Origin of the sequence: Cytobacillus oceanisediminis (assembly GCF_003182355.1) — a bacterium.
GTDB lineage: Bacteria > Bacillota > Bacilli > Bacillales > Cytobacillaceae > Cytobacillus > Cytobacillus oceanisediminis_A.
In genome coordinates this window covers 333,808-353,400 of record NZ_QGTW01000003.1, presented here as the reverse complement: position 1 = coordinate 353,400, position 19,593 = coordinate 333,808, and the positions used below count along the sequence as shown (strand labels likewise).

Annotated in this window: 17 protein-coding genes; 15 read left to right on the top strand and 2 right to left on the bottom strand. The window is 42.9% G+C overall.

What is annotated here, in order from left to right; all coding sequences use genetic code 11:
* The first annotated feature begins 53 nt into the window (after window positions 1-53).
* From DFO73_RS08500 to DFO73_RS08460, 9 genes are all read left to right on the top strand, one after another.
* Complete coding sequence (locus DFO73_RS08500; protein ID WP_110064350.1) at window positions 54-1,919, top strand: methylmalonyl-CoA mutase subunit beta; 1,866 nt, start codon at window positions 54-56, stop codon at window positions 1,917-1,919.
* On the top strand, window positions 1,909-4,101 hold the full coding sequence (gene scpA / locus DFO73_RS08495; protein WP_110064349.1) for a methylmalonyl-CoA mutase: 2,193 nt from the start codon (window positions 1,909-1,911) through the stop codon (window positions 4,099-4,101). The genes DFO73_RS08500 and scpA overlap by 11 nt, the downstream gene beginning before the upstream one ends.
* Window positions 4,102-5,217: a methylmalonyl Co-A mutase-associated GTPase MeaB gene (meaB, locus tag DFO73_RS08490; RefSeq protein WP_110064348.1), complete on the top strand. Its 1,116-nt coding sequence runs from the start codon at window positions 4,102-4,104 to the stop codon at window positions 5,215-5,217.
* A 239-nt stretch (window positions 5,218-5,456) separates the two neighbouring features.
* On the top strand, window positions 5,457-5,894 hold the full coding sequence (locus DFO73_RS08485) for a BrxA/BrxB family bacilliredoxin (RefSeq protein WP_110064347.1): 438 nt from the start codon (window positions 5,457-5,459) through the stop codon (window positions 5,892-5,894).
* 181 nt (window positions 5,895-6,075) lie between these two features.
* Window positions 6,076-6,867 carry a transporter substrate-binding domain-containing protein gene (locus tag DFO73_RS08480; RefSeq protein ID WP_110064346.1) on the top strand — a complete coding sequence of 264 codons (792 nt, stop codon included), beginning with the start codon at window positions 6,076-6,078 and terminating at the stop codon, window positions 6,865-6,867.
* Between the two features lie 98 nt (window positions 6,868-6,965).
* Window positions 6,966-7,625: an amino acid ABC transporter permease gene (locus DFO73_RS08475; RefSeq protein ID WP_110064345.1), complete on the top strand. Its 660-nt coding sequence runs from the start codon at window positions 6,966-6,968 to the stop codon at window positions 7,623-7,625.
* Entirely contained in the window at window positions 7,618-8,340 is a 723-nt protein-coding gene (locus DFO73_RS08470) for an amino acid ABC transporter ATP-binding protein (protein ID WP_110064344.1), read from the top strand. Before DFO73_RS08475 ends, DFO73_RS08470 begins: the two co-directional genes overlap by 8 nt.
* A gap of 136 nt (window positions 8,341-8,476) precedes the next feature.
* Entirely contained in the window at window positions 8,477-9,469 is a 993-nt protein-coding gene (locus DFO73_RS08465) for an aromatic acid exporter family protein (RefSeq protein ID WP_110064343.1), read from the top strand.
* 27 nt (window positions 9,470-9,496) lie between these two features.
* Complete coding sequence (locus DFO73_RS08460; RefSeq protein WP_110064342.1) at window positions 9,497-10,018, top strand: L,D-transpeptidase; 522 nt, start codon at window positions 9,497-9,499, stop codon at window positions 10,016-10,018.
* A 225-nt stretch (window positions 10,019-10,243) separates the two neighbouring features.
* Here the strand turns inward: DFO73_RS08460 and prli42 are convergent, their stop codons facing one another.
* Window positions 10,244-10,339, bottom strand: coding sequence for a stressosome-associated protein Prli42 (gene prli42, locus DFO73_RS28540; RefSeq protein WP_181395956.1), 96 nt, complete (start codon window positions 10,337-10,339; stop codon window positions 10,244-10,246).
* A 184-nt stretch (window positions 10,340-10,523) separates the two neighbouring features.
* Here prli42 and mce point away from each other — a divergent pair, with 184 nt between their 5' ends.
* The 6 genes from mce (at window position 10,524) to gndA (ending at window position 17,558) form a co-directional block, all read left to right on the top strand.
* On the top strand, window positions 10,524-10,934 hold the full coding sequence (gene mce, locus DFO73_RS08455) for a methylmalonyl-CoA epimerase (protein WP_110064341.1): 411 nt from the start codon (window positions 10,524-10,526) through the stop codon (window positions 10,932-10,934).
* Window positions 10,935-10,937: 3 nt separating this feature from the next.
* A complete protein-coding gene (locus DFO73_RS08450) occupies window positions 10,938-12,488 on the top strand; it encodes an acyl-CoA carboxylase subunit beta (protein ID WP_110064340.1) in 1,551 nt (516 codons plus the stop codon).
* Window positions 12,489-12,566: 78 nt separating this feature from the next.
* Window positions 12,567-13,685, top strand: a complete 1,119-nt coding sequence (locus DFO73_RS08445; RefSeq protein WP_110064339.1) for a tripeptidase T — start codon at window positions 12,567-12,569, stop codon at window positions 13,683-13,685.
* Between the two features lie 375 nt (window positions 13,686-14,060).
* Entirely contained in the window at window positions 14,061-14,537 is a 477-nt protein-coding gene (locus DFO73_RS08440) for a chemotaxis protein CheW (RefSeq protein ID WP_110064338.1), read from the top strand.
* A gap of 125 nt (window positions 14,538-14,662) precedes the next feature.
* Window positions 14,663-15,964, top strand: a complete 1,302-nt coding sequence (locus tag DFO73_RS08435; RefSeq protein ID WP_110064337.1) for a DNA polymerase IV — start codon at window positions 14,663-14,665, stop codon at window positions 15,962-15,964.
* Window positions 15,965-16,148: 184 nt separating this feature from the next.
* Entirely contained in the window at window positions 16,149-17,558 is a 1,410-nt protein-coding gene (gndA, locus tag DFO73_RS08430; RefSeq protein ID WP_110064336.1) for an NADP-dependent phosphogluconate dehydrogenase, read from the top strand.
* Between the two features lie 245 nt (window positions 17,559-17,803).
* On the opposite strand, the gene zwf is transcribed toward gndA, so the two are convergent.
* Window positions 17,804-19,273 (bottom strand): glucose-6-phosphate dehydrogenase, encoded by a 1,470-nt coding sequence (gene zwf, locus DFO73_RS08425; protein ID WP_219993425.1) that lies wholly within the window; start codon window positions 19,271-19,273, stop codon window positions 17,804-17,806.
* Window positions 19,274-19,593: the final 320 nt, after the last annotated feature.

Sequence of the window (19,593 nt, the reverse complement as noted above, 5' to 3'; positions counted from 1 at the left end):
CCTTATTCATTAATGAGGGGAGGGGAACGCTGTCAGTTATATGGCAGCCTATTATGTCATTAAAAAATATGATGGAAGCAAGATTTCCCGAACAGACAATGGAAGACTGGAAACAAAATGCGGAAAAAACGCTCAAAGGAAAGTCCGTTGAATCATTGTCCAAAACTACATATGAAAACATAAAATTGAAACCGCTTTATTCAAAAGAGGATGTGGAGTCACGTATATTATCACAGTATCCTGGTGAAGGTGATTTCAGACGAGGATCAAATGCGGGAGGCTATTTATCAGAAGAATGGAAGGTCGCACAAAAAATTAGTGCCTTAACCACTGATGAGTTATCAGAAAAGCTTCTTGCAGCCACAGAAAAAGGGCAGACTGCGCTTTCTTTCCATCCGGATCAATTGGAAGACCTTAAGGAGATAAGCCAGAAAGTTGGAGGTCTTTATAAAAATCATCCTTTCTGCGTTGAGGCTTACCATAATCAGAAGCTATTGATTGAGGAACTTGCAAAATTGGAAGACAGTGAAAAAATTTCGGGATATATTGCCTGCGATCCACTGGCTATTGCCGCTGCAGCAAAATTGAACGATCGCTCAATCGATGAAGCATATGATCAATGGATTGATACAATCAGCCTGGCAGCAGAAAAAATTCCAAAGCTTAAAACAATCATGGCTGATTCTGCGGTCTATCATAATGGCGGAGCAAACGCAGTCCAGGAGCTTGCATTTGCAGTTGCTTCCGGAGTGAATCACCTTCAGTATTTTCTCGATAAAGGGCGAAACCTCGAGGATATTTTGTCCAAAATGGTATTTAAATTTTCCATTGGCTCGAACTTTTTTATGGAAATAGCCAAGCTGCGCGCTGCAAGGGTTTTATGGAGTAAAGTGGCAGACGCATATGGTGCTTCAGAGGATAGCAAAAAAATGGTTATTTCGGCTGAAACTTCATTTTTTTCTAAGTCTGCCTATGATCCTTATGTAAATATGCTGAGAGCAGGAAATGAAGCGTTTGCAGCTGTTTTAGGCGGAGTCCAATACCTTCATGTGAGTCCGTATAATGAACCGGAAGCAAATAGTGATTCTCTCCTGGGTGACCGGATTGCCCGTAATACGCAGCTGATATTAAAGGAGGAAGTCCATTTGCTAAAGGTTTCGGACCCGGCAGGAGGCTCCTGGTACGTTGAGCACCTAACGAATGAACTTACTGAAAAAGCCTGGGCTCTTTTCCTTGAGATTGAAGATCGTGAAGGAATGGCTGAAGCCTTGAAATCCGGGTGGGTTCAGGAACAGATTTCGCAAGTCCTTGAGAAGCGGAAACAAGATATCGAAACGCGAAAGCAAAGTATAATCGGAACAAATATTTATGCCAATTTGGATGACAAGCCGCTTCAGGCAAAAATTAAAACTGTTCCAAAGAATAGCGGCGGTATCCAGCCTATTCCTCAAATTCGCCTTTCCGAATCGTACGAAAGCTTGCGCAGGGCCTCTGAAAATTTAAGCAGAAGAGGCATTAGTCCGAAAGCAGGGCTTATTTGCCTTGGACCTCTGAAGGATCATAAAGCACGGGCGGATTTTATTACAGGCTTTTTGGCACCGGGGGCAATAAGAGCTGTCAAAAGTGAATCGGTGGAAGATCCGGAAACAGCTGCAGCCTTTATAAAGGAATCAAACTGCAGGCACTATTTTATTTGCGGATCAAATGAGCAATATGACAGCATGGCTCTTCCTATTATCAAATATGTTAAAGAAGCTTTTCCGGATACAGAACTTTTCTTAGCAGGTCTTCCGGAAAACAGCAAAAAGTCTGAGTATACTGAAGCGGGTGTTAAAGGATTTGTCCATATAAAAAGCAATTGCTATGAAACTCTCTTGGGTCTGCTGAAAGAATTGGAGGTGGCAAGCAATGGCCAATAAACCGGACTTTAAAAGCATAAACATATCTGCTGAGAACCAAGCAACTAAAGAGGACTGGAAAAGCAAAGCGGAAGAAGAAATCAATCACACTATTGACAATCTTCTATTTGAAACAAATGAAAAAATTAAGATTAAGCCATTATATACAGAAGAAGATCTTAAAGATTTACAGCATCTAAATGATAAGCCAGGGCTGCCCCCCTATACGAGAGGGCCATACTCAACCATGTATGTGAACAGGCCTTGGACAGTCCGCCAGTATGCCGGATTTTCTACAGCTGAGGAAAGCAATGCTTTTTATCGCCGCAACCTGGCGATGGGGCAAAAGGGCTTATCTGTTGCTTTCGACTTAGCTACACATAGAGGCTATGATTCCGATCATCCCAGAGTAGTAGGGGATGTTGGAAAAGCAGGGGTAGCGATTGATTCCATACTTGATATGAAAACACTTTTTGATGGAATTCCCTTGGACCAGATGTCTGTATCGATGACGATGAATGGAGCTGTTTTGCCGATAATGGCCTTCTATATCGTTACAGCGGAAGAACAGGGAGTCAGCCAGGAAAAGCTTTCAGGGACGATTCAAAATGATATTTTAAAAGAGTATATGGTACGGAACACGTATATTTACCCGCCGGAAATGTCCATGAAAATCATTGCCGATATATTCGAATATACATCCAAATACATGCCTAAGTTCAATAGCATCAGTATTTCGGGCTATCACATGCAGGAAGCGGGAGCACCTGCTGACATCGAATTGGCCTACACACTGGCAGATGGATTGGAATACGTAAGAACTGGACTTAAAGCCGGCATTGATATCGATTCATTCGCACCAAGGCTTTCGTTTTTCTGGGCAATCGGCATGAATTACTTTATGGAAGTGGCGAAAATGAGGGCAGCCCGCTATATTTGGGCAAAAATGATGAAAACCTTTGAGCCGGAAAATGCAAAATCCATGGCGCTCAGGACGCATTCCCAGACTTCGGGCTGGAGTTTAACGGAGCAGGATCCATACAATAATGTAACCAGGACTCTTATAGAAGCACATGCTGCAGCCATGGGCCACACGCAATCCCTTCATACGAATGCACTAGATGAAGCCATTGCCTTGCCGACTGATTTCTCAGCCCGCATTGCAAGGAATACGCAGCTATATCTTCAGGAAGAAACAGGAATTACGAATGTAATCGATCCATGGGGCGGCTCTTATTATGTAGAAGCTTTGACAGATCAATTAATAAAGCGTGCATGGGAGCATATAGAGGAAATAGAAAATCTGGGCGGTATGGCAAAGGCGATTGAAACAGGACTGCCTAAAATGAGAATTGAAGAAGCAGCAGCCAGGAGGCAGGCGCAGATCGATTCAGGCAAAGAAACCATCATTGGTGTTAATCAATACCGTTTGGAAAAAGAAGATCCGATTGAAATTCTGGATATTGATAACACAGCTGTCCGCTTAAAGCAAATTGAAAAGCTGGAGCGTCTGAAAGCCTCCCGTGACAATGAAACTGTATCAGAAGCTTTGAACGCCATTACAAGAGCTTCAGAGACTGGTGAAGGGAACCTGCTTGAGCTGGCAGTAAAGGCAGCAAGAGTCAGGGCAACGCTTGGTGAAATTTCTGAAGCGATTGAAAAGGTGGCAAACCGCCATAAAGCAATTATCCGTTCGATCAGCGGTGTATACAGCTCTGCTTTTTCAAATGAAGAAGAAATTGCAGAAGTGAAACAAATGACCGACGAATTCCTTGAGAATGAAGGAAGAAGGCCTAGAATTTTGATTGCCAAGATGGGACAGGACGGACATGATAGAGGTGCAAAGGTTATTTCAACCGCATTTGCTGACCTGGGATTTGATGTGGATATCGGCCCTCTTTTCCAGACACCTGAAGAAACAGCGATGCAGGCCGTTGAAAATGATGTTCATGTGATAGGAATAAGCTCACTTGCAGCCGGCCATAAAACACTTCTTCCGCAGCTTATTGAGGAACTCAAAAAGCTGGGCAGGGATGATATTATGGTCGTGATTGGCGGGGTCATTCCAGCGCAGGACTACGATTACCTATATGAGCACGGGGCTTCTGCCATTTTTGGCCCAGGTACAGTGATTCCTGTTGCGGCCCAAAAAGTCATCAGAGAAATTTACAGCCGTCTCGGGTATGAGGAAGTGACCCAGTAAATGCCTGATAAGAAGCCTGAGTGGTTTGATGAAAAAAAAGCAGACAATTTTACTAGTATCATCCGTAAAGGAGTGGAGACTGAAGAATCATCACAGCAACTTGTGAAAAAAGGGCGGTTTCAAAAAAAGTCTCCCTCTTTACCTGATCTTAACGTTTTGGAAGAAGGCATCCTGAAGGGTGAACGCAGCTTGCTTGCCCGTGCCATCACCCTGATCGAAAGCAACGCAGAGCATCACTTTCGCCATGCCCAGGAACTGCTTCAGAAACTTCTGCCCCATTCAGGAAACTCTCTGCGGATTGGCATTACAGGTGTGCCTGGTGCGGGAAAGAGCACGTTCATTGAATCTTTCGGCACGTTCTTATGTGATTCAGAGTTGAAGGTTGCTGTTCTCGCTGTCGATCCCAGTTCCAGCTTGAGCGGCGGGAGCATTCTTGGCGATAAAACGAGGATGGAGCAGCTTTCCAGAAACCCGCTTGCTTTTATAAGGCCTTCTCCGTCTGCAGGAAAGCTTGGCGGAGTTCACAGGAAAACAAGGGAAACAATGCTGCTATGCGAGGCAGCAGGCTTTGATGTTATCCTGGTTGAAACGGTTGGTGTCGGGCAGAGCGAAGTAATTGTAAGGGATATGGTGGACTTTTTTATGCTCTTGACCTTGACAGGGGCTGGGGATGAATTGCAGGGCATGAAAAAAGGCATTATGGAATTGGCTGATGCAGTTATTGTAAATAAAGCGGATGGCATCAATAAGAAGTTGGCCGAAAAAACGAAAGCGGAATATGACCGCATCCTCCACTTTCTTCAGCCAGCCACCAAAGGCTGGCAAACAAAAGCCTATACCTGCTCATCTACCTTAAACGAGGGAATCCGGGAGATATGGGAAATGATTAGCAGGTTTGAAGAGAATACAAAAAAATCAGGCGTATTTGAAGAAAGAAGAAGGCTGCAGACCAAAGAATGGATTCACTCAATGATCATGGATCAGCTTCAGTTCAGCTTTTTTTATGATCCTGATGTCAAACCTCTCCTGCCTAGAATTGAAAATGAAGTAATTGCCGGAAACCGGACCGTTACCTCGGCAGTTGAAGAATTATTTAATGTGTATTCTAAAAAGTAATTGAAGAAAGCTGTCCTGGCAAAAGGGCAGCTTTTTAGCAAAAAAAAATGGCCAGTGCCTTAATGGCACTGGCGAATCTAGGGAGTTTAGGGGTATGGATCTAGCTGTACTTTTATCATTCCCCTTTCTCAAGAAGCTAAACTTTTTTTTGTGAAAAATTGTCGTGATTGTAAATTTTGTTCCTGTATTGGTATTATGTATATAGTCACTAACTTTACTCAGAAGAGGAGAGATTAAATATGAATATGGATTTTAATTTATTTATGAATGATGTCGTTAAGCAGGCCCGCCAGGAAATCGTACATGCGGGCTATACAGAATTAACTACACCGGAAGAAGTGGATGAGGCCCTTAACAAAAAAGGGACTACACTTGTAATGGTCAATTCTGTATGTGGATGTGCTGGCGGAATTGCCCGTCCGGCCGCTGCTCATTCTTTGCATTATGATAAGCGGCCTGACCATCTGGTAACTGTGTTTGCCGGCCAGGATAAGGAAGCGACGGAAAAAGCAAGATCTTACTTTACTGGTTATCCGCCTTCATCACCATCTTTTGCGCTGCTTAAAGATGGTGAATTATGCACAATGATTGAGCGCCATGATATTGAAGGCCATGAACCAATGGCTGTTGTTCAAAAGCTTCAGGATGCATACGAGAAATACTGCGAAGAGCTTTAATGCTGGAAAAAGCCCCGATTTGGGGCTTTTTTTTTACGGCTAACTTATCTGAATAGTAAAACTTTAACCTGATATTTAAAAATCATATTGCATAAATATAAAAATGTGTTAAAATTCATTTTAGTGAATATTTATTAATAGTTTTATAGATATTATTCAGATTATATAGGGGGAAAATAAAATGAAAAAAATCATCATGATAGCTATCAGCATGCTTTTAGTTGGTTTATTGGCTGCATGCGGTACAAGTGAAAAGGATTCAGCTAACGGTTCAGGTGAAAAAGGGGCGGATAAAGAAGTTTTAATTATGGGTACTTCAGCTGATTATCCGCCATTTGAATATGTAGATTCTGCAAAAGGCGAAGAAATTATTGGGTTTGATGTTGATTTGGCTAAGGCTATTGCCGAAAAGTTAGGCTATGAGATTCAAGTGAAGGATATGGACTTTAATGGATTGATTCCTGCATTGGAAACGAGCCAGGTAGACTTTGTGCTGGCTGGCATGACGCCAACTGATGAGCGCAAGCAAAACGTTGATTTCAGTGATGTATATTATACAGCTAGCCATATGATTGTATCTGAAAAAGACAGCGGCATTGAGTCACTTGAAGATTTGAACGGCAAAACAGTAGGGGTACAGCTTGCTTCGATTCAAGCTGATAAAGCAGAAGAGATTGCTGAGACAGTTGACTTGACTGTTGAAAACCGCAACCGCATCCCTGAATTGGTTCAGGAAATTCTAGCAGGACGTTTTGATGCTGCCATCATTGAAGACACAGTTGCAAAAGGCTACTTTGAAAAAAATGAAGATCTTGCAGGCTTTACGATCGAAGAAGATGAACAGGAAGCTGGCTCTGCCATTGCTTTTCCGAAAGGAAGCGAGCTAACTGAAGAGTTTAATGCAGAACTTGTAAAAATGAAAGAAAATGGTGAATTGGAAAAGCTTATCGTTAAATGGTTTGATAATAAATAATTTGTTGGGAATTGGCGTCCAAGGCATTCTTCCTTTGGACGCTTTATTCTTCCATGAAGCAAAAAAATTAATTTACTAAAAGAGAGGATGGAAAGAAAGTGAATCTGGATTTTCAGCAGTTCATTCCCTCCCTTCCTTATATACTTAAGGGCATTGGCGTAACACTCCAAATTGTTTCTCTTGCAGGTATATTGGGATTTGTATTAGGCATCATATTATCATTCTTTAAAATTAGCAGATTTAAATTTCTCGGATGGATTGCAGATGCATATACATCTATTTTCAGAGGGACACCGCTTGTACTCCAGCTGATGCTGATTTACTATGGGTCTCCACAGCTGATTGGCTATAAAATTGATCCATCGACTGCAGCAGTTCTTTCTTTTGGACTAAACTCGGCTGCCTATATTTCGGAGATTATCCGTGCCGGTATCCTGGCCGTTGACAAAGGGCAGAGCGAAGCCGCAATGGCTCTAGGTGTTCCATATAGGCCGGCAATGATAGATATCATCCTTCCCCAGGCGATGAAAAATATTCTGCCTGCTTTGATGAACGAGTTTATTACCCTTACAAAGGAATCCGCAATCGTTACGGTTATCGGGGTTACCGATGTCATGCGCCGTGCTTATATTGTTGGCGGTGAGAAATTTTCATACTTTGAACCGATTCTGATTGCCGGTTTGATCTATTATATTATGGTCATGATCCTGACTCTGCTTGGCAAAGGGATTGAAAGGAGAATGAGACGCAGTGATTAAAGTGGAAAATTTGCATAAGAGTTTCGGTAAACTGGAAGTGCTTAAAGGAATATCTACAAGCATTAAGGACGGCGAAGTCGTTGCTATTATCGGTCCCTCTGGCTCAGGTAAGTCAACCTTTCTCCGGTGCATCAATCTGCTGGAAGCCCCAACAGATGGCCGGATCCTGATCAATGGACAGGACATTACAGATAAAAGTACAAATATTATGAAGGTACGCCAAAATGTCGGCATGGTTTTCCAGCACTTTCACCTATTTCCTCATAAAACAGTTTTGCAAAATCTTACTTATGCTCCTGTAAAAGTAAATGGAATTTCCAAGCAGGAGGCAGAGAAAATTGGGCTTGAACTTTTGGAAAAGGTTGGTTTGTCCGCAAAAGCACATGAGTATCCCAACCGATTATCCGGCGGCCAGAAGCAAAGGGTAGCTATTGCTAGAGCTCTAGCTATGCAGCCGGATGTGATGCTTTTTGACGAACCGACATCAGCGCTTGATCCTGAAATGGTGAAGGAAGTGCTGGAGGTCATGAAAGCATTAGCCCATACTGGAATGACAATGGCTATTGTTACCCATGAAATGGGCTTTGCACGTGAAGTAGCTGACCGGGTGCTCTTCCTGGATGGCGGGGTGCTTGTAGAGGATGCTGCGCCAAAAGACTTCTTTTCTAATCCGGCCAGTGACCGTGCAAGGGATTTCTTGCAAAAGATGCTATAATCGATATATGCTTATGGGAGAAGATGGTCAATAGGATCATCTTCTCTTGCTATATAAATGGGAAAAACTTATTTGTAAATATTATGCCTTCTATTTAAAAAATTAAATTGGCAGATTAACATAGGAGTTTGACAATATGAAGTACAAAATCGGCTATAGAACGATTAAAACTGCGTTGGGTACCTCCATTAGCATTATGATTGCACAGATGCTGCAGCTGGATAATTTCGTTTCAGCAGGCATTTTAACGATCCTTTGCATAAAAGTAACAAAGAAGAAATCTCTGCGTGCTTCCTGGGATCGTTTTTTTGCCTGCTTAATGGCAATGGTATTCTCTTCTCTTTTTTTTGAGGGAATTGCTTATCATCCTTTAGTGATCGGTCTCCTGCTTCTGTTTTTTATTCCCGCTGCTGTTATGGTAAAAGTTAGTGATGGCATTGTCACAAGCTCAGTAATCATCCTCCATATTTTTTCTGCGGGGGATGTGACGAAGGAACTCCTTCTGAATGAACTGGGCATTATCATTGTCGGTATTGGTGTGGCGCTAGCCGCTAATCTCTATATGCCAAGCCTTGATACTAAATTAAAGGAATATCGTCTGAGAATAGAAGAAAACTTTAAGATCATCTTTGATGAAATTATCATTTATCTGCGCACTAATGAAAGCAAATGGGACGGCCGGGAAATTACTGAGACAATGGAATTGATCAATGAGGCAAAAACACTGGCTTTCAGGGATGTCGAGAACCATTTTCTCAGAAATGATAATTTATACTATAACTACTTTAAGATGCGGGAAAAACAATTTGAAATCATTGAACGTGTCCTTCCGAGTGTAACCTCCATTTCGCTAACGGTGGAACAGGGGGAAATGATTGCTGATTTTATCGAAGAACTTTCAGAACATATCCATCCGGGGAATACGGCTATTCAATTCCTGGAAAAGTTATATCGAATGAGGGTTTCTTTTGAAGACATGGAGCTTCCGAAGACGAGGGAGGAATTCGAAGCTCGTGCAGCCCTTCTTCATTTTGTAAAAGAAATGGAACAATACTTGATTATCAAGAGCTCATTTAAAGGGTTAAAAGGCAGGGAAATGAATCAAAGCCAGCATGCTGAAGCAAACTAAGGGAAATGAACGGGAGCGTGATTTTACATGCTTAAGCTTGCTGCAGCAGCGATTATGCTTTTTTCTTTTTCCCCGCTCTGGCCACTTGGGCCAAACCCGCTGCCGGGAGATCCCTTTTTAATTGTAAATAAAAAAACGAATGAAGTAGCATTTATACAGGACAGTAAAGTCCAAACAGTCATTACAGCGGCAACAGGAAAGACTGAGGACCTCACGCCTGAAGGTTTTTTTACAGTGACCATAAAGGCGGCCGACCCTTATTACCGAAAAAGAGATATAAAGGGCGGCGACCCGAATAACCCTCTAGGAACTAGATGGATCGGTTTTGATGCAGCGGATACAGATGGAAGGATTTACGGAATTCATGGAACCAATGATCCTTCTTCCATTGGGAAATACGTTTCCCAGGGGTGTATCAGAATGCAGAATGAGGCAGTCGAATCGCTTTACGAATTTGTTCCGATCGGAACCAAGATCCTAGTTGTTACTTCAGCAAAAAGCTTCGAGGAACTTGGCAGGGATTACGGGGCAATAAATGAAGGTTATTAAAGGGACAATAAAGGGCTGTACCGTGTTGGTGCAGTTTTTTGTGGTTAAATCAGATGTAAGGTATTTGTTGTTATACCAGATAAAATAGAGAACCGGTTAGGTAAAGCTTAAAACATCTTAAACAAAGAATTCTTCCTTATAGAACCCGAGAAAACAGCAAAAAAATGCAGGAAGCATCCACAGTGCTTCCTGCTTAAAATCATCTATCAAGAGTGAGCTAATCCTTTAAAAAAACATCGCCATACCCATAATAAGGGTTGATGCTAGCATGGCAAATATCATTAAATATACAACCAATTTCATCAATTTTTTGTTAGACATTCTATGCCTCCTCGCCCAAATTCTTTAATATTAGTTTACTAAGAATCTTCAAATTGAACAACCGCTCAATTTTTAAAAGGATTTTCGACATTTTTGGCGAATAATTAATTAATAGCCCTTAAATACCCGTTTTTAATGGGAATAAGATTATACAATCTTTCGACATTCATAGGAGGAGAAATTAGTGATCAAAAAGGTGGACCATATAGGGATTGCTGTCAGATCTTTAGATAAAGCGCTTCCATTTTACACCGAAACTCTTCAGCTGCCGTTCCTTGGGGTTGAGGAAGTTGAAAGCCAGGGCGTAAAGGTTGCCTTCATAAAAGCAGGTGAAACCAAACTGGAATTATTGGAGCCAACCAGCCCCGAAAGTCCGATTGCCCAATTTATTGAAAAGCGCGGAGAAGGCCTTCATCATGTTGCATTAGGTGTTGACAGCATCCAGGAGCGTATCAATGAAATGAAGGAGAAGGGGATCAGAATGCTTCAGGATACACCAAAGCCTGGAGCGGGCGGTGCACAGGTAGCCTTTATGCATCCAAAGTCGACGGGTGGCATTCTTTATGAATTTTGTGAAAAGAAAGGATTGAAATAAAGCATGGCAGACATCTATGAAAAAATTAATGAATTATACGATCGCCGCAGGGAAGTTGAATTGGGCGGCGGAGATGAGCGTATACAAAAGCAGCATGAAAAAGGGAAGCTGACTGCCCGTGAGCGAATTGATCTATTAGTAGATCCGGGAACCTTTGTTGAGCTGAATCCATTTATTGAACACCGGAGCACCGATTTTGGACTGGAAAACCAGAAAGGTCCAGGGGACGGTGTTGTAACTGGCTATGGAAAAGTAAACGGAAGACCAATCTTTTTATTCTCTCAGGATTTTACTGTTTTTGGAGGGGCACTGGGGGAAATGCATGCAAAGAAGATTGCGAATGTTATGGATTTGGCAGCTGAAAATGGTGCTCCATTTGTAGGATTGAATGATTCCGGAGGAGCTAGAATCCAGGAAGGCGTTGTTTCACTTGACGGGTACGGCCATATCTTTTACCGGAATTCCATTTACTCAGGGGTTATTCCGCAAATTTCAGTCATCATGGGGCCTTGTGCCGGGGGAGCCGTCTATTCTCCTGCTATTACCGATTTCGTATTCATGGTAGAAAAAACAAGCCAGATGTTCATCACTGGCCCAAAGGTTATTGAAACGGTAACTGGGGAGAAAATTTCACCTGAAGATCTGGGCGGTGCCAAAGTGCATAACTCAATCAGCGGAAACGCACACTTTAGAGGGGAGTCCGAAGAAGAAGTTATTGAGCAGGTACGCAGGCTTTTAAGCTACTTGCCGCAAAATAATGAGGAAAAGCCGCCAATGGCGGAAAAAGACGAGGATGAAGATTATCGTCCGGATTTGACGGATGTTATTCCTTTTGACGCCCTCCGCCCTTATGATGTCAGAAAAGTTATTGAACAGGTTGTCGATGAGGATACGTTTATGGAGGTCCAGCAGGATTTTGCTAAAAATATTGTAGTGGGTTTAGCGAGAATCAAGGGGGAAACTGTTGGGCTTGTCTGCAATCAGCCGAAGGTAATGGCAGGCGGTCTTGATATTGATTCCTCTGATAAGGCATCACGCTTTATCCGGTTCTGTGATTCCTTTAATATTCCACTCATCACCTTTGAAGACGTTACAGGGTTTTTCCCAGGTGTTAAGCAAGAGCATGGCGGCATTATCCGGCACGGGGCGAAGATTCTTTATGCCTATTCAGAAGCGACTGTACCAAAGCTAACTGTCATTTTAAGGAAGGCCTTTGGCGGAGCATATGTTGCATTGAACAGTAAATCGATTGGTGCAGACCTTGTGTATGCATGGCCGAATGCGGAAGTTGCTGTAATGGGTCCACAGGGGGCAGCCAATATAATCTTTGCAAGGGAAATCCAAAACAGTGAAGATCCGGAAGCAACAAGAGCGCAAAAAATTGAAGAGTATAGAGAAAAGTTTGCCAATCCATATGTTGCGGCAAGCAGGGGCATGGTCGATGATGTCATAGACCCGCGTGAAACTAGAATAAAGCTTATTCAGGCACTTGAAATGCTCCGCAATAAAAAGGAAACCAGACCGCATAAAAAGCATGGAAATATCCCGCTATAAGAGATTCCTGATTTGCTGTGCATAAATATTGGAGTTATACTTGCCTAGTAAGCATTTAATTTGGAGGTTTGTACATAAATGATTAATGAGGAACGTTTGTTGAACGAATTTTTGGAACTCGTGCAAATTGATTCGGAAACAAAGCATGAAGCTCAAATTGCGAAAGTTCTAAAGAAAAAATTCAGGGATCTTGGTGTTGAGGTGTACGAAGATGATACAACAGCCCAAACTGGCCATGGAGCAGGTAACTTAATTTGTACCCTGCAGGGTACAAAAGAAGGCGTGGATACTATTTATTTCACTTCTCACATGGACACGGTGGTTCCTGGTAAGAGTATTAAGCCTTCCATCAAGGATGGATATATCGTAACGGACGGAACAACCATTTTGGGAGCGGACGACAAAGCAGGCCTTGCTGTTATGCTTGAAATTGTTAAGGTATTAAAAGAGCAGAACAATACTCATGGAACAATTCAATTCATTATCACGGTTGGTGAAGAATCCGGTTTGGTGGGAGCCAAGGCGCTCGATCCATCCCTGGTGAAGGCGAAATACGGCTACGCGCTTGACAGTGACGGAAAAGTCGGCAACATCATTGTTGCAGCTCCAACCCAGGCTAAAGTGAAGGCTGCAATTCTTGGTAAAACTGCACATGCAGGCGTTGCACCTGAAAAAGGCATTTCTGCTATTACAATGGCGGCCAAGGCCATTTCCAGAATGCCATTAGGACGCATTGATGAAGAAACAACTGCCAATATCGGGCGCTTTGAAGGCGGACAGCAGACGAATATCGTGTGTGACCATGTTGATATTCTTGCTGAAGCACGTTCTTTAATTCCTGAAAAAATGGAACAGCAAGTAGCCAAGATGAAGGAAGCATTCGAAAGTGCTGCCGAAGAAATGGGCGGCAGAGCAGAAGTGGATGTAGAGGTTATGTACCCGGGCTTTAAATTTGGTGAAGGCGACCATGTAGTAGAATTGGCACGTAAAGCGGCTGCCAAAATAGGCCGCAGCTCAGAGCTTCTTCATAGCGGCGGCGGCAGTGATGCCAACGTAATTGCCGGCTTTGGCATCCCGACAGTCAACCTTGCTGTAGGGTACGAAGAAATTCATACAACAAATGAGCGCATGCCAATTGAAGAATTGAATAAACTGGCTGAAATGGTGATTGCTATTATCGAAGAAGTATCAGCCTAATTTATCGGAAAGGGAACCTAGAGCGGTTCTCTTTTTTTTTATAATCTGTTCAATATTGACTTTGGTACCCTGTTGACTGGAGCGGCAGGCGGTGAGCTTCTCGAAAATGCATTCACAATTCCTTCGTGCGGGGTTTTTTCGATGAAGTATTCAAAGTCAGCCGGAGAAGCGAGTCAAAGGGAGACCCCACAGGCGCGAATGCGACGAGGGAGTGTAGGGCTTGCCCGCGTTCGCAGAGCTTCTTGAGCGGAACCCAACAGGCAAGTTTAACAGAGCATTAAATAATCTGCAGATATGGTCCCTTTGGACTAGTTAGAAAATTATGGCTATGATATATTAGTTATATACATAAGTGTTGCCTGAGGAGGCTTAGGAATGACTGCGATTAATAAAGTTGTCGTATTCCGGGTAGGAACAGAGGAATACGCCATTCCGATTCCTTTTGTTATATCAATCGAAAAAGTGGAAGGAATCACACCGATGCCGCATTTGCCGCATTATATGAAAGGAATTGCTAAAGTAAGAGGAGAGCTAATTCCTGCTGTTGACTTTGAAAGCATTCTTTACAGCCGAACACTTCAGGAAACTGAAATGTCCAGAATGATCATACTGCAAACTGAAGAGCTTTCATTCGCCGTTCTTGTTAATGAAGCGAAGGAGATTCTCGATATTCCTTCAGGTAACCTGAAACAGCCCGGCTTGATCGCCTATCAGAATACCAATTACTTTACTGGTGTGGCCAATATGGATGCACGTCTGATTACGCTGATTGACCCATTTAAATTAGTTGAATCTCTTGAAGGAGTTCGGGAGATAAAGGATTATATGAAAGCTCAGCAGACAACAGCATAATTTTGAAATGAAAACAGGGAATCACAGGTTCTCTGTTTTTACTTTTTATGCAAAAGCCGGTACGTGATAGAAACGCTGTTTTTCTGTTAAAATAGAATATGATTAAGGGACAGGGAAGTGCGGGCATGAAACATATGTATCCTAAAAACGGGAGAGTTATCCTCCATGTTGATATGAATAGTTTTTATGCCTCGGTTGAAATGGCTTATGATCCATCATTAAAGGGCAAGCCTTTAGCGATCGCGGGTAACCCGGAGGAGCGGCGGGGGATTATTGTCACTTGCAGCTATGAGGCAAGAAGCTTTGGCGTTAAGACAACGATGCCATTGTGGGAAGCCAAAAAGCTCTGCCCCCAGCTGATCATTAGGAAACCAAACTTTGAGAGATATCGTGCCGCTTCAATGGGGATGTTTGATATTTTACGTGAATATTCAGTCCTTGTAGAGCCGGTATCGATTGATGAGGGCTATGTGGATATAACAGACAGCTATGAGTTTGGGAGCCCTCTGGAAATCGCCGAAACCATTCAAAAACAAATTTTCCAGCAGCTTGATTTGCCCTGCAGCATTGGCATTGCACCTAATAAATTTTTAGCCAAGATGGCGTCTGATATGAAAAAGCCTATGGGGGTTACGGTTCTCCGAAAAAGAGATGTTCCCCATATTCTTTGGCCGATGGAAGTGGAAGAAATGCATGGGGTTGGCAAGAAAACGGGTGAAAAGCTTCGTATTCTCCAGATCACCACAATTGGCGATTTAGCAAAAGCGGATGAAGTACAGTTAAAAGCCGCTCTGGGAATCAATGGGCCTCGCTTAAAGCAAAAAGCGAATGGCAACGATAGCAGGAAGGTCGATCCGGATTCAGCTGCCGAATTTAAAAGCGTAGGAAACTCGACCACTCTGCCAAGGGACGTTTCAAACCAGAGAGAGCTCCAGCAGGTTTTTGAAAAATTGGCCGGACAGGTTTCTTCCAGATTGAAAAGGAAGAAGGTTTTGGCGGCCTCGCTTGGCATTACAATCAGGTACAAGGACCGTAAAACGATTACAAGAAGCCGGAAGCTTAAAAATCCCATTCAGCAGGATGATGAGATTTTTAAAATCGCAACAGAACTATTTATCAAGCATTGGAACGGAAATGCAGTCAGGCTGCTCGGCATAACAGGGACCGACCTTGTCGAGCCCCAGCAGGCTGTCAAACAGCTGGATCTGTTCAGCTACGAAAAAGATGCCAAAAAGGAACCGCTTTTTCAAACAATGGACCTTTTACGAAAAAAATACGGCTCCAAGATCATTGACCATGCAGGCACTCTATCAGAAATGAGCGTCAAGGAGCCGAAAATTGGCACGGACACAAGCTTTAATAAAGATTTTTTGCATAATCGCCTTCCAATGAGGAAAACCGAAGAAGAAAAAGATGATAAATCATGATTTTTTCTTGCGATAATATGCAAAACTAAGACAGGAAAGTTGAATAAGGGCAGGAATCTTGCTAAAGTATAGTGGATTCTTTTTTGGAGAGGCTCAGAATTCCGGTGAAAATAGCGGTCTTTTTGTTCTCCTTTTTGAACACTTATTTTATGCAGTATAAAGGTTAGAAGGGAAGTTATCGAATATGACGAAATCACAGTTTGGTGTTATCGGTTTAGCGGTCATGGGCAAGAACCTTGCCATGAATATTGAAAGCAGAGGATACACTGTATCTGTATATAACCGTTCACGTGAAAAAACGAATGAAATGCTTAAAGAGGTAGAAGGCAGAAATTTTAAAGGTACATATACAATTGAAGAGTTTGTTAACTCTTTGGAAAAACCTCGCAAAATCATGCTCATGGTAAAAGCGGGAGGTCCAACAGATGCAACGATTGAACAGCTAAAGCCGCTTTTGGATAAAGGTGATATCCTTATCGACGGAGGAAATACGTTCTTTGTGGATACACAGCGCCGCAACAAGGAGTTAAGCGAGCTTGGCATCCATTTCATCGGTACGGGTGTATCTGGGGGAGAAGAAGGCGCCTTGAAGGGCCCTTCTATCATGCCTGGCGGACAAAAAGAAGCATATGAGCTGGTTGCACCAATTTTTAAAGACATCGCAGCAAAAGTAGATGGAGAAGCCTGTACAACTTATATCGGTCCGGATGGGGCCGGCCATTATGTGAAAATGGTCCATAATGGAATCGAATACGGTGATATGCAGCTTATCTCTGAATCCTATTTCTTATTAAAGCATGTGCTGGGATTAAGTGCAGATGAGCTTCATGAAGTATTTGCCGATTGGAATAAAGGAGAGCTTGACAGCTACCTAATCGAAATTACAGCTGACATATTCACGAAAAAAGATGATGAAACAGGCAAGCCGCTTGTGGATGTCATTCTTGACACAGCCGGCCAAAAAGGCACTGGCAAATGGACAAGCCAAAGTGCGCTTGACCTTGGCGTTCCGCTTCCAATCATTACAGAGTCTGTATTTGCACGCTTCATTTCCGCAATGAAAGATGAGCGCGTCAATGCAAGCAAGGTTCTTCGCGGCCCTGCTTCAGCACAATTTACAGGCGATAAAAAAGCATTTATTGAAAGTGTCCGCAAAGCCCTTTATATGAGTAAAATCTGCTCCTATGCACAAGGATTCGCGCAAATGAGAGCGGCATCCGAAGAATACGGATGGGATTTGAAATACGGCGACATCGCGATGATTTTCCGTGGTGGCTGCATTATCCGCGCTCAATTCCTTCAAAAAATCAAGGAAGCATATGACCGCGAACCTGGTCTTAAGAACCTTCTTCTTGATCCTTATTTTAAGGAAATTGTTGAGAGCTACCAGGATGCAACCCGCGAAATCATCAGTATTGCCGTAAAGAACGGCATCCCTGTCCCATGCTTCTCTGCAGCGCTGTCCTACTATGACAGCTACCGCACAGAAACATTGCCTGCAAACCTACTTCAGGCGCAGCGTGACTACTTCGGTGCACACACATATCAGCGTGTAGACAAAGAAGGAACCTTCCATACAAATTGGATGGAATAATTAAAGAAGAGCAGCGCCCCCCGGGGCGCTGTTTTTCTTTTTGTATGAGAAGCTCTTAGAGAGGCAGTGTAATGGAGAGTTCATGCCGCCCTCTTCAGAGAGAAGCTCGGGAAAAGGTGCTCATAGAGACTCAATGCCGCCTATTTCACAAGGGAAGCACAGTATAAAGTCTTCCTAATGAATTCAGGTCACTAGCAAAATACTGCAAAAACAAAAACCCCTGCGGGAACAGGGGTTTTCAGTCATTAACATTCTTCCACATCAAGGTCGGTAACAGGCCACCAGAAGAACCCGTCTTTTTCAAGCAGCTGGTCTGCTTCTTTTGGGCCCATTGTGCCAGATTCGTAGTTCGGGAAACCGTCTTCTTTTGTGCTTTCCCATACGTCCGAAATTTTGTCAACGAAGCTCCATGAAAGGGCGACTTCATCCCAATGCGTAAAGTTTGTGGCGTCTCCGCGCATGCAGTCATATAAAAGACGTTCGTAGGCTTCCGGCGTGTTCATTCCATCTATGCCCTTGTTGGCAAAGTTTAATTTAACCGGTGTAGCCTCCATGTTTTGCCCTGATTTTTGGGCATTTAAATAAAGGGTAATGCCTTCTTCAGGCTGAATATGGATAACAAGCAGGTTCGGATTCAGCGTTTGGTCGGTCTGATAGTACAAGTTCATTGGAATGTCTTTAAACTGGATGACGATTTTCGTTGATTTAGCTGCCATTCTTTTTCCTGTACGAATGTAAATTGGGACACCGGCCCAGCGGAAATTATCAATCATCAGCTTGCCGGCCACATAGGTCTCGGTATTGGATTGTTCATCCACCATCGGCTCTTCACGATAAGCTTGGACTTCTTTACCACTCATTGATCCTTTGCCGTATTGTCCGCGGACAAAATATTCCTTTACCTGTTCGCCTTCCAATGGGCGCATCGCTCTTAAAACCTTTACTTTCTCAGATCTGATTTCATCGGTAGTGAGGCGGATTGGCGGTTCCATTGCAAGCAGTGCAACCATTTGCAGCATATGGTTTTGGACCATATCGCGAAGGGCACCGCTTTTTTCATAATAACGTCCGCGTTCTTCTACACCGAGCACCTCGCTGGAAGTGACCTGGATATTTGAAATATAGCGGTTATTCCACAGAGGTTCAAAAATGGCATTGGCAAAACGGATGACTTCAATGTTCTGCACCATTTCTTTGCCTAAATAATGGTCAATCCGGTAGATTTCATTTTCAGAGAAGGATTTTCTGATTTGCCTGTTAAGCTGTTTCGCTGATTCCAAATCATGGCCAAATGGTTTTTCGATCACAAGGCGTTTAAAGCCGTCAACGTCGGTCAGGCCGTCAGCTTTTAAGTGTTCCGCGATGGTCCCGAAGAATTCAGGTGCCATTGCCAGGTAAAAAATTCGATTTCCTTCAAGAGAATAGTGTGTATCCAGTTTTTTGGCCATATTCTTTAAAGCCAAGTATGAGCTTGAATCTGCCACATCATGTGAATGGTAGTAAAAATGGGAAATAAAATCTTCAAGCTCTCCGCTGTCTTTAATAGCTGATTCGACAGAGGTTTTTACATTTGCCTGAAATTCATCATTTGAAAGCGGCCTTCTGGCAATCCCAATTACAGCAAAGTGTTCAGATAGCTTGCCTTTCTTGTACAAACGGTAAAGTGACGGAAATAATTTTCTTTTCGCCAAATCTCCGGTTGCTCCAAATATCATAATTAATGCGGTCGGTTTTTCGTTTAGTTTCACGATTCTAGAACCTCTTTTCGACAAAAATTCTGTATGTAAGGCTGGACTTCCAAGCGTCCACCCGCAGTTTAAGATATGCTGGTATGTTGCACTGCTAAAAAACGCCTGTACAAATATAAAATTTTATCTGTTTCAAGCTGTTTTCGCAAACATTATGTATGCACTCTACAAATAGTTTCCGTCTAAAGGAGTATAACTATCCAATGAAATAGCACAAAAACGAGTTGATTTTTAAAGAGAATTGCATTGCCTCTATGGTATAGTGATAGTATTCAGACTGAAGCAGT

Excerpts from the sequence above, each read along its gene's own strand:
- scpA (WP_110064349.1), top strand. The coding sequence starts at position 1,909 with ATGGCCAATAAACCGGACTTTAAAAGCATAAACATATCTGCTGAGAAC.
- DFO73_RS08485 (WP_110064347.1), top strand. The coding sequence starts at position 5,457 with ATGAATATGGATTTTAATTTATTTATGAATGATGTCGTTAAGCAGGCC.
- DFO73_RS08440 (WP_110064338.1), top strand. The coding sequence starts at position 14,061 with ATGACTGCGATTAATAAAGTTGTCGTATTCCGGGTAGGAACAGAGGAA.
- DFO73_RS08445 (WP_110064339.1), top strand. The coding sequence starts at position 12,567 with ATGATTAATGAGGAACGTTTGTTGAACGAATTTTTGGAACTCGTGCAA.
- prli42 (WP_181395956.1), bottom strand. The coding sequence starts at position 10,339 with ATGTCTAACAAAAAATTGATGAAATTGGTTGTATATTTAATGATATTT.
- DFO73_RS08480 (WP_110064346.1), top strand. The coding sequence starts at position 6,076 with ATGAAAAAAATCATCATGATAGCTATCAGCATGCTTTTAGTTGGTTTA.
- DFO73_RS08500 (WP_110064350.1), top strand. The coding sequence starts at position 54 with ATGTCATTAAAAAATATGATGGAAGCAAGATTTCCCGAACAGACAATG.
- DFO73_RS08435 (WP_110064337.1), top strand. The coding sequence starts at position 14,663 with ATGAAACATATGTATCCTAAAAACGGGAGAGTTATCCTCCATGTTGAT.
- gndA (WP_110064336.1), top strand. The coding sequence starts at position 16,149 with ATGACGAAATCACAGTTTGGTGTTATCGGTTTAGCGGTCATGGGCAAG.
- zwf (WP_219993425.1), bottom strand. The coding sequence starts at position 19,273 with ATGATATTTGGAGCAACCGGAGATTTGGCGAAAAGAAAATTATTTCCG.
- DFO73_RS08465 (WP_110064343.1), top strand. The coding sequence starts at position 8,477 with ATGAAGTACAAAATCGGCTATAGAACGATTAAAACTGCGTTGGGTACC.
- DFO73_RS08460 (WP_110064342.1), top strand. The coding sequence starts at position 9,497 with ATGCTTAAGCTTGCTGCAGCAGCGATTATGCTTTTTTCTTTTTCCCCG.
- meaB (WP_110064348.1), top strand. The coding sequence starts at position 4,102 with ATGCCTGATAAGAAGCCTGAGTGGTTTGATGAAAAAAAAGCAGACAAT.
- DFO73_RS08450 (WP_110064340.1), top strand. The coding sequence starts at position 10,938 with ATGGCAGACATCTATGAAAAAATTAATGAATTATACGATCGCCGCAGG.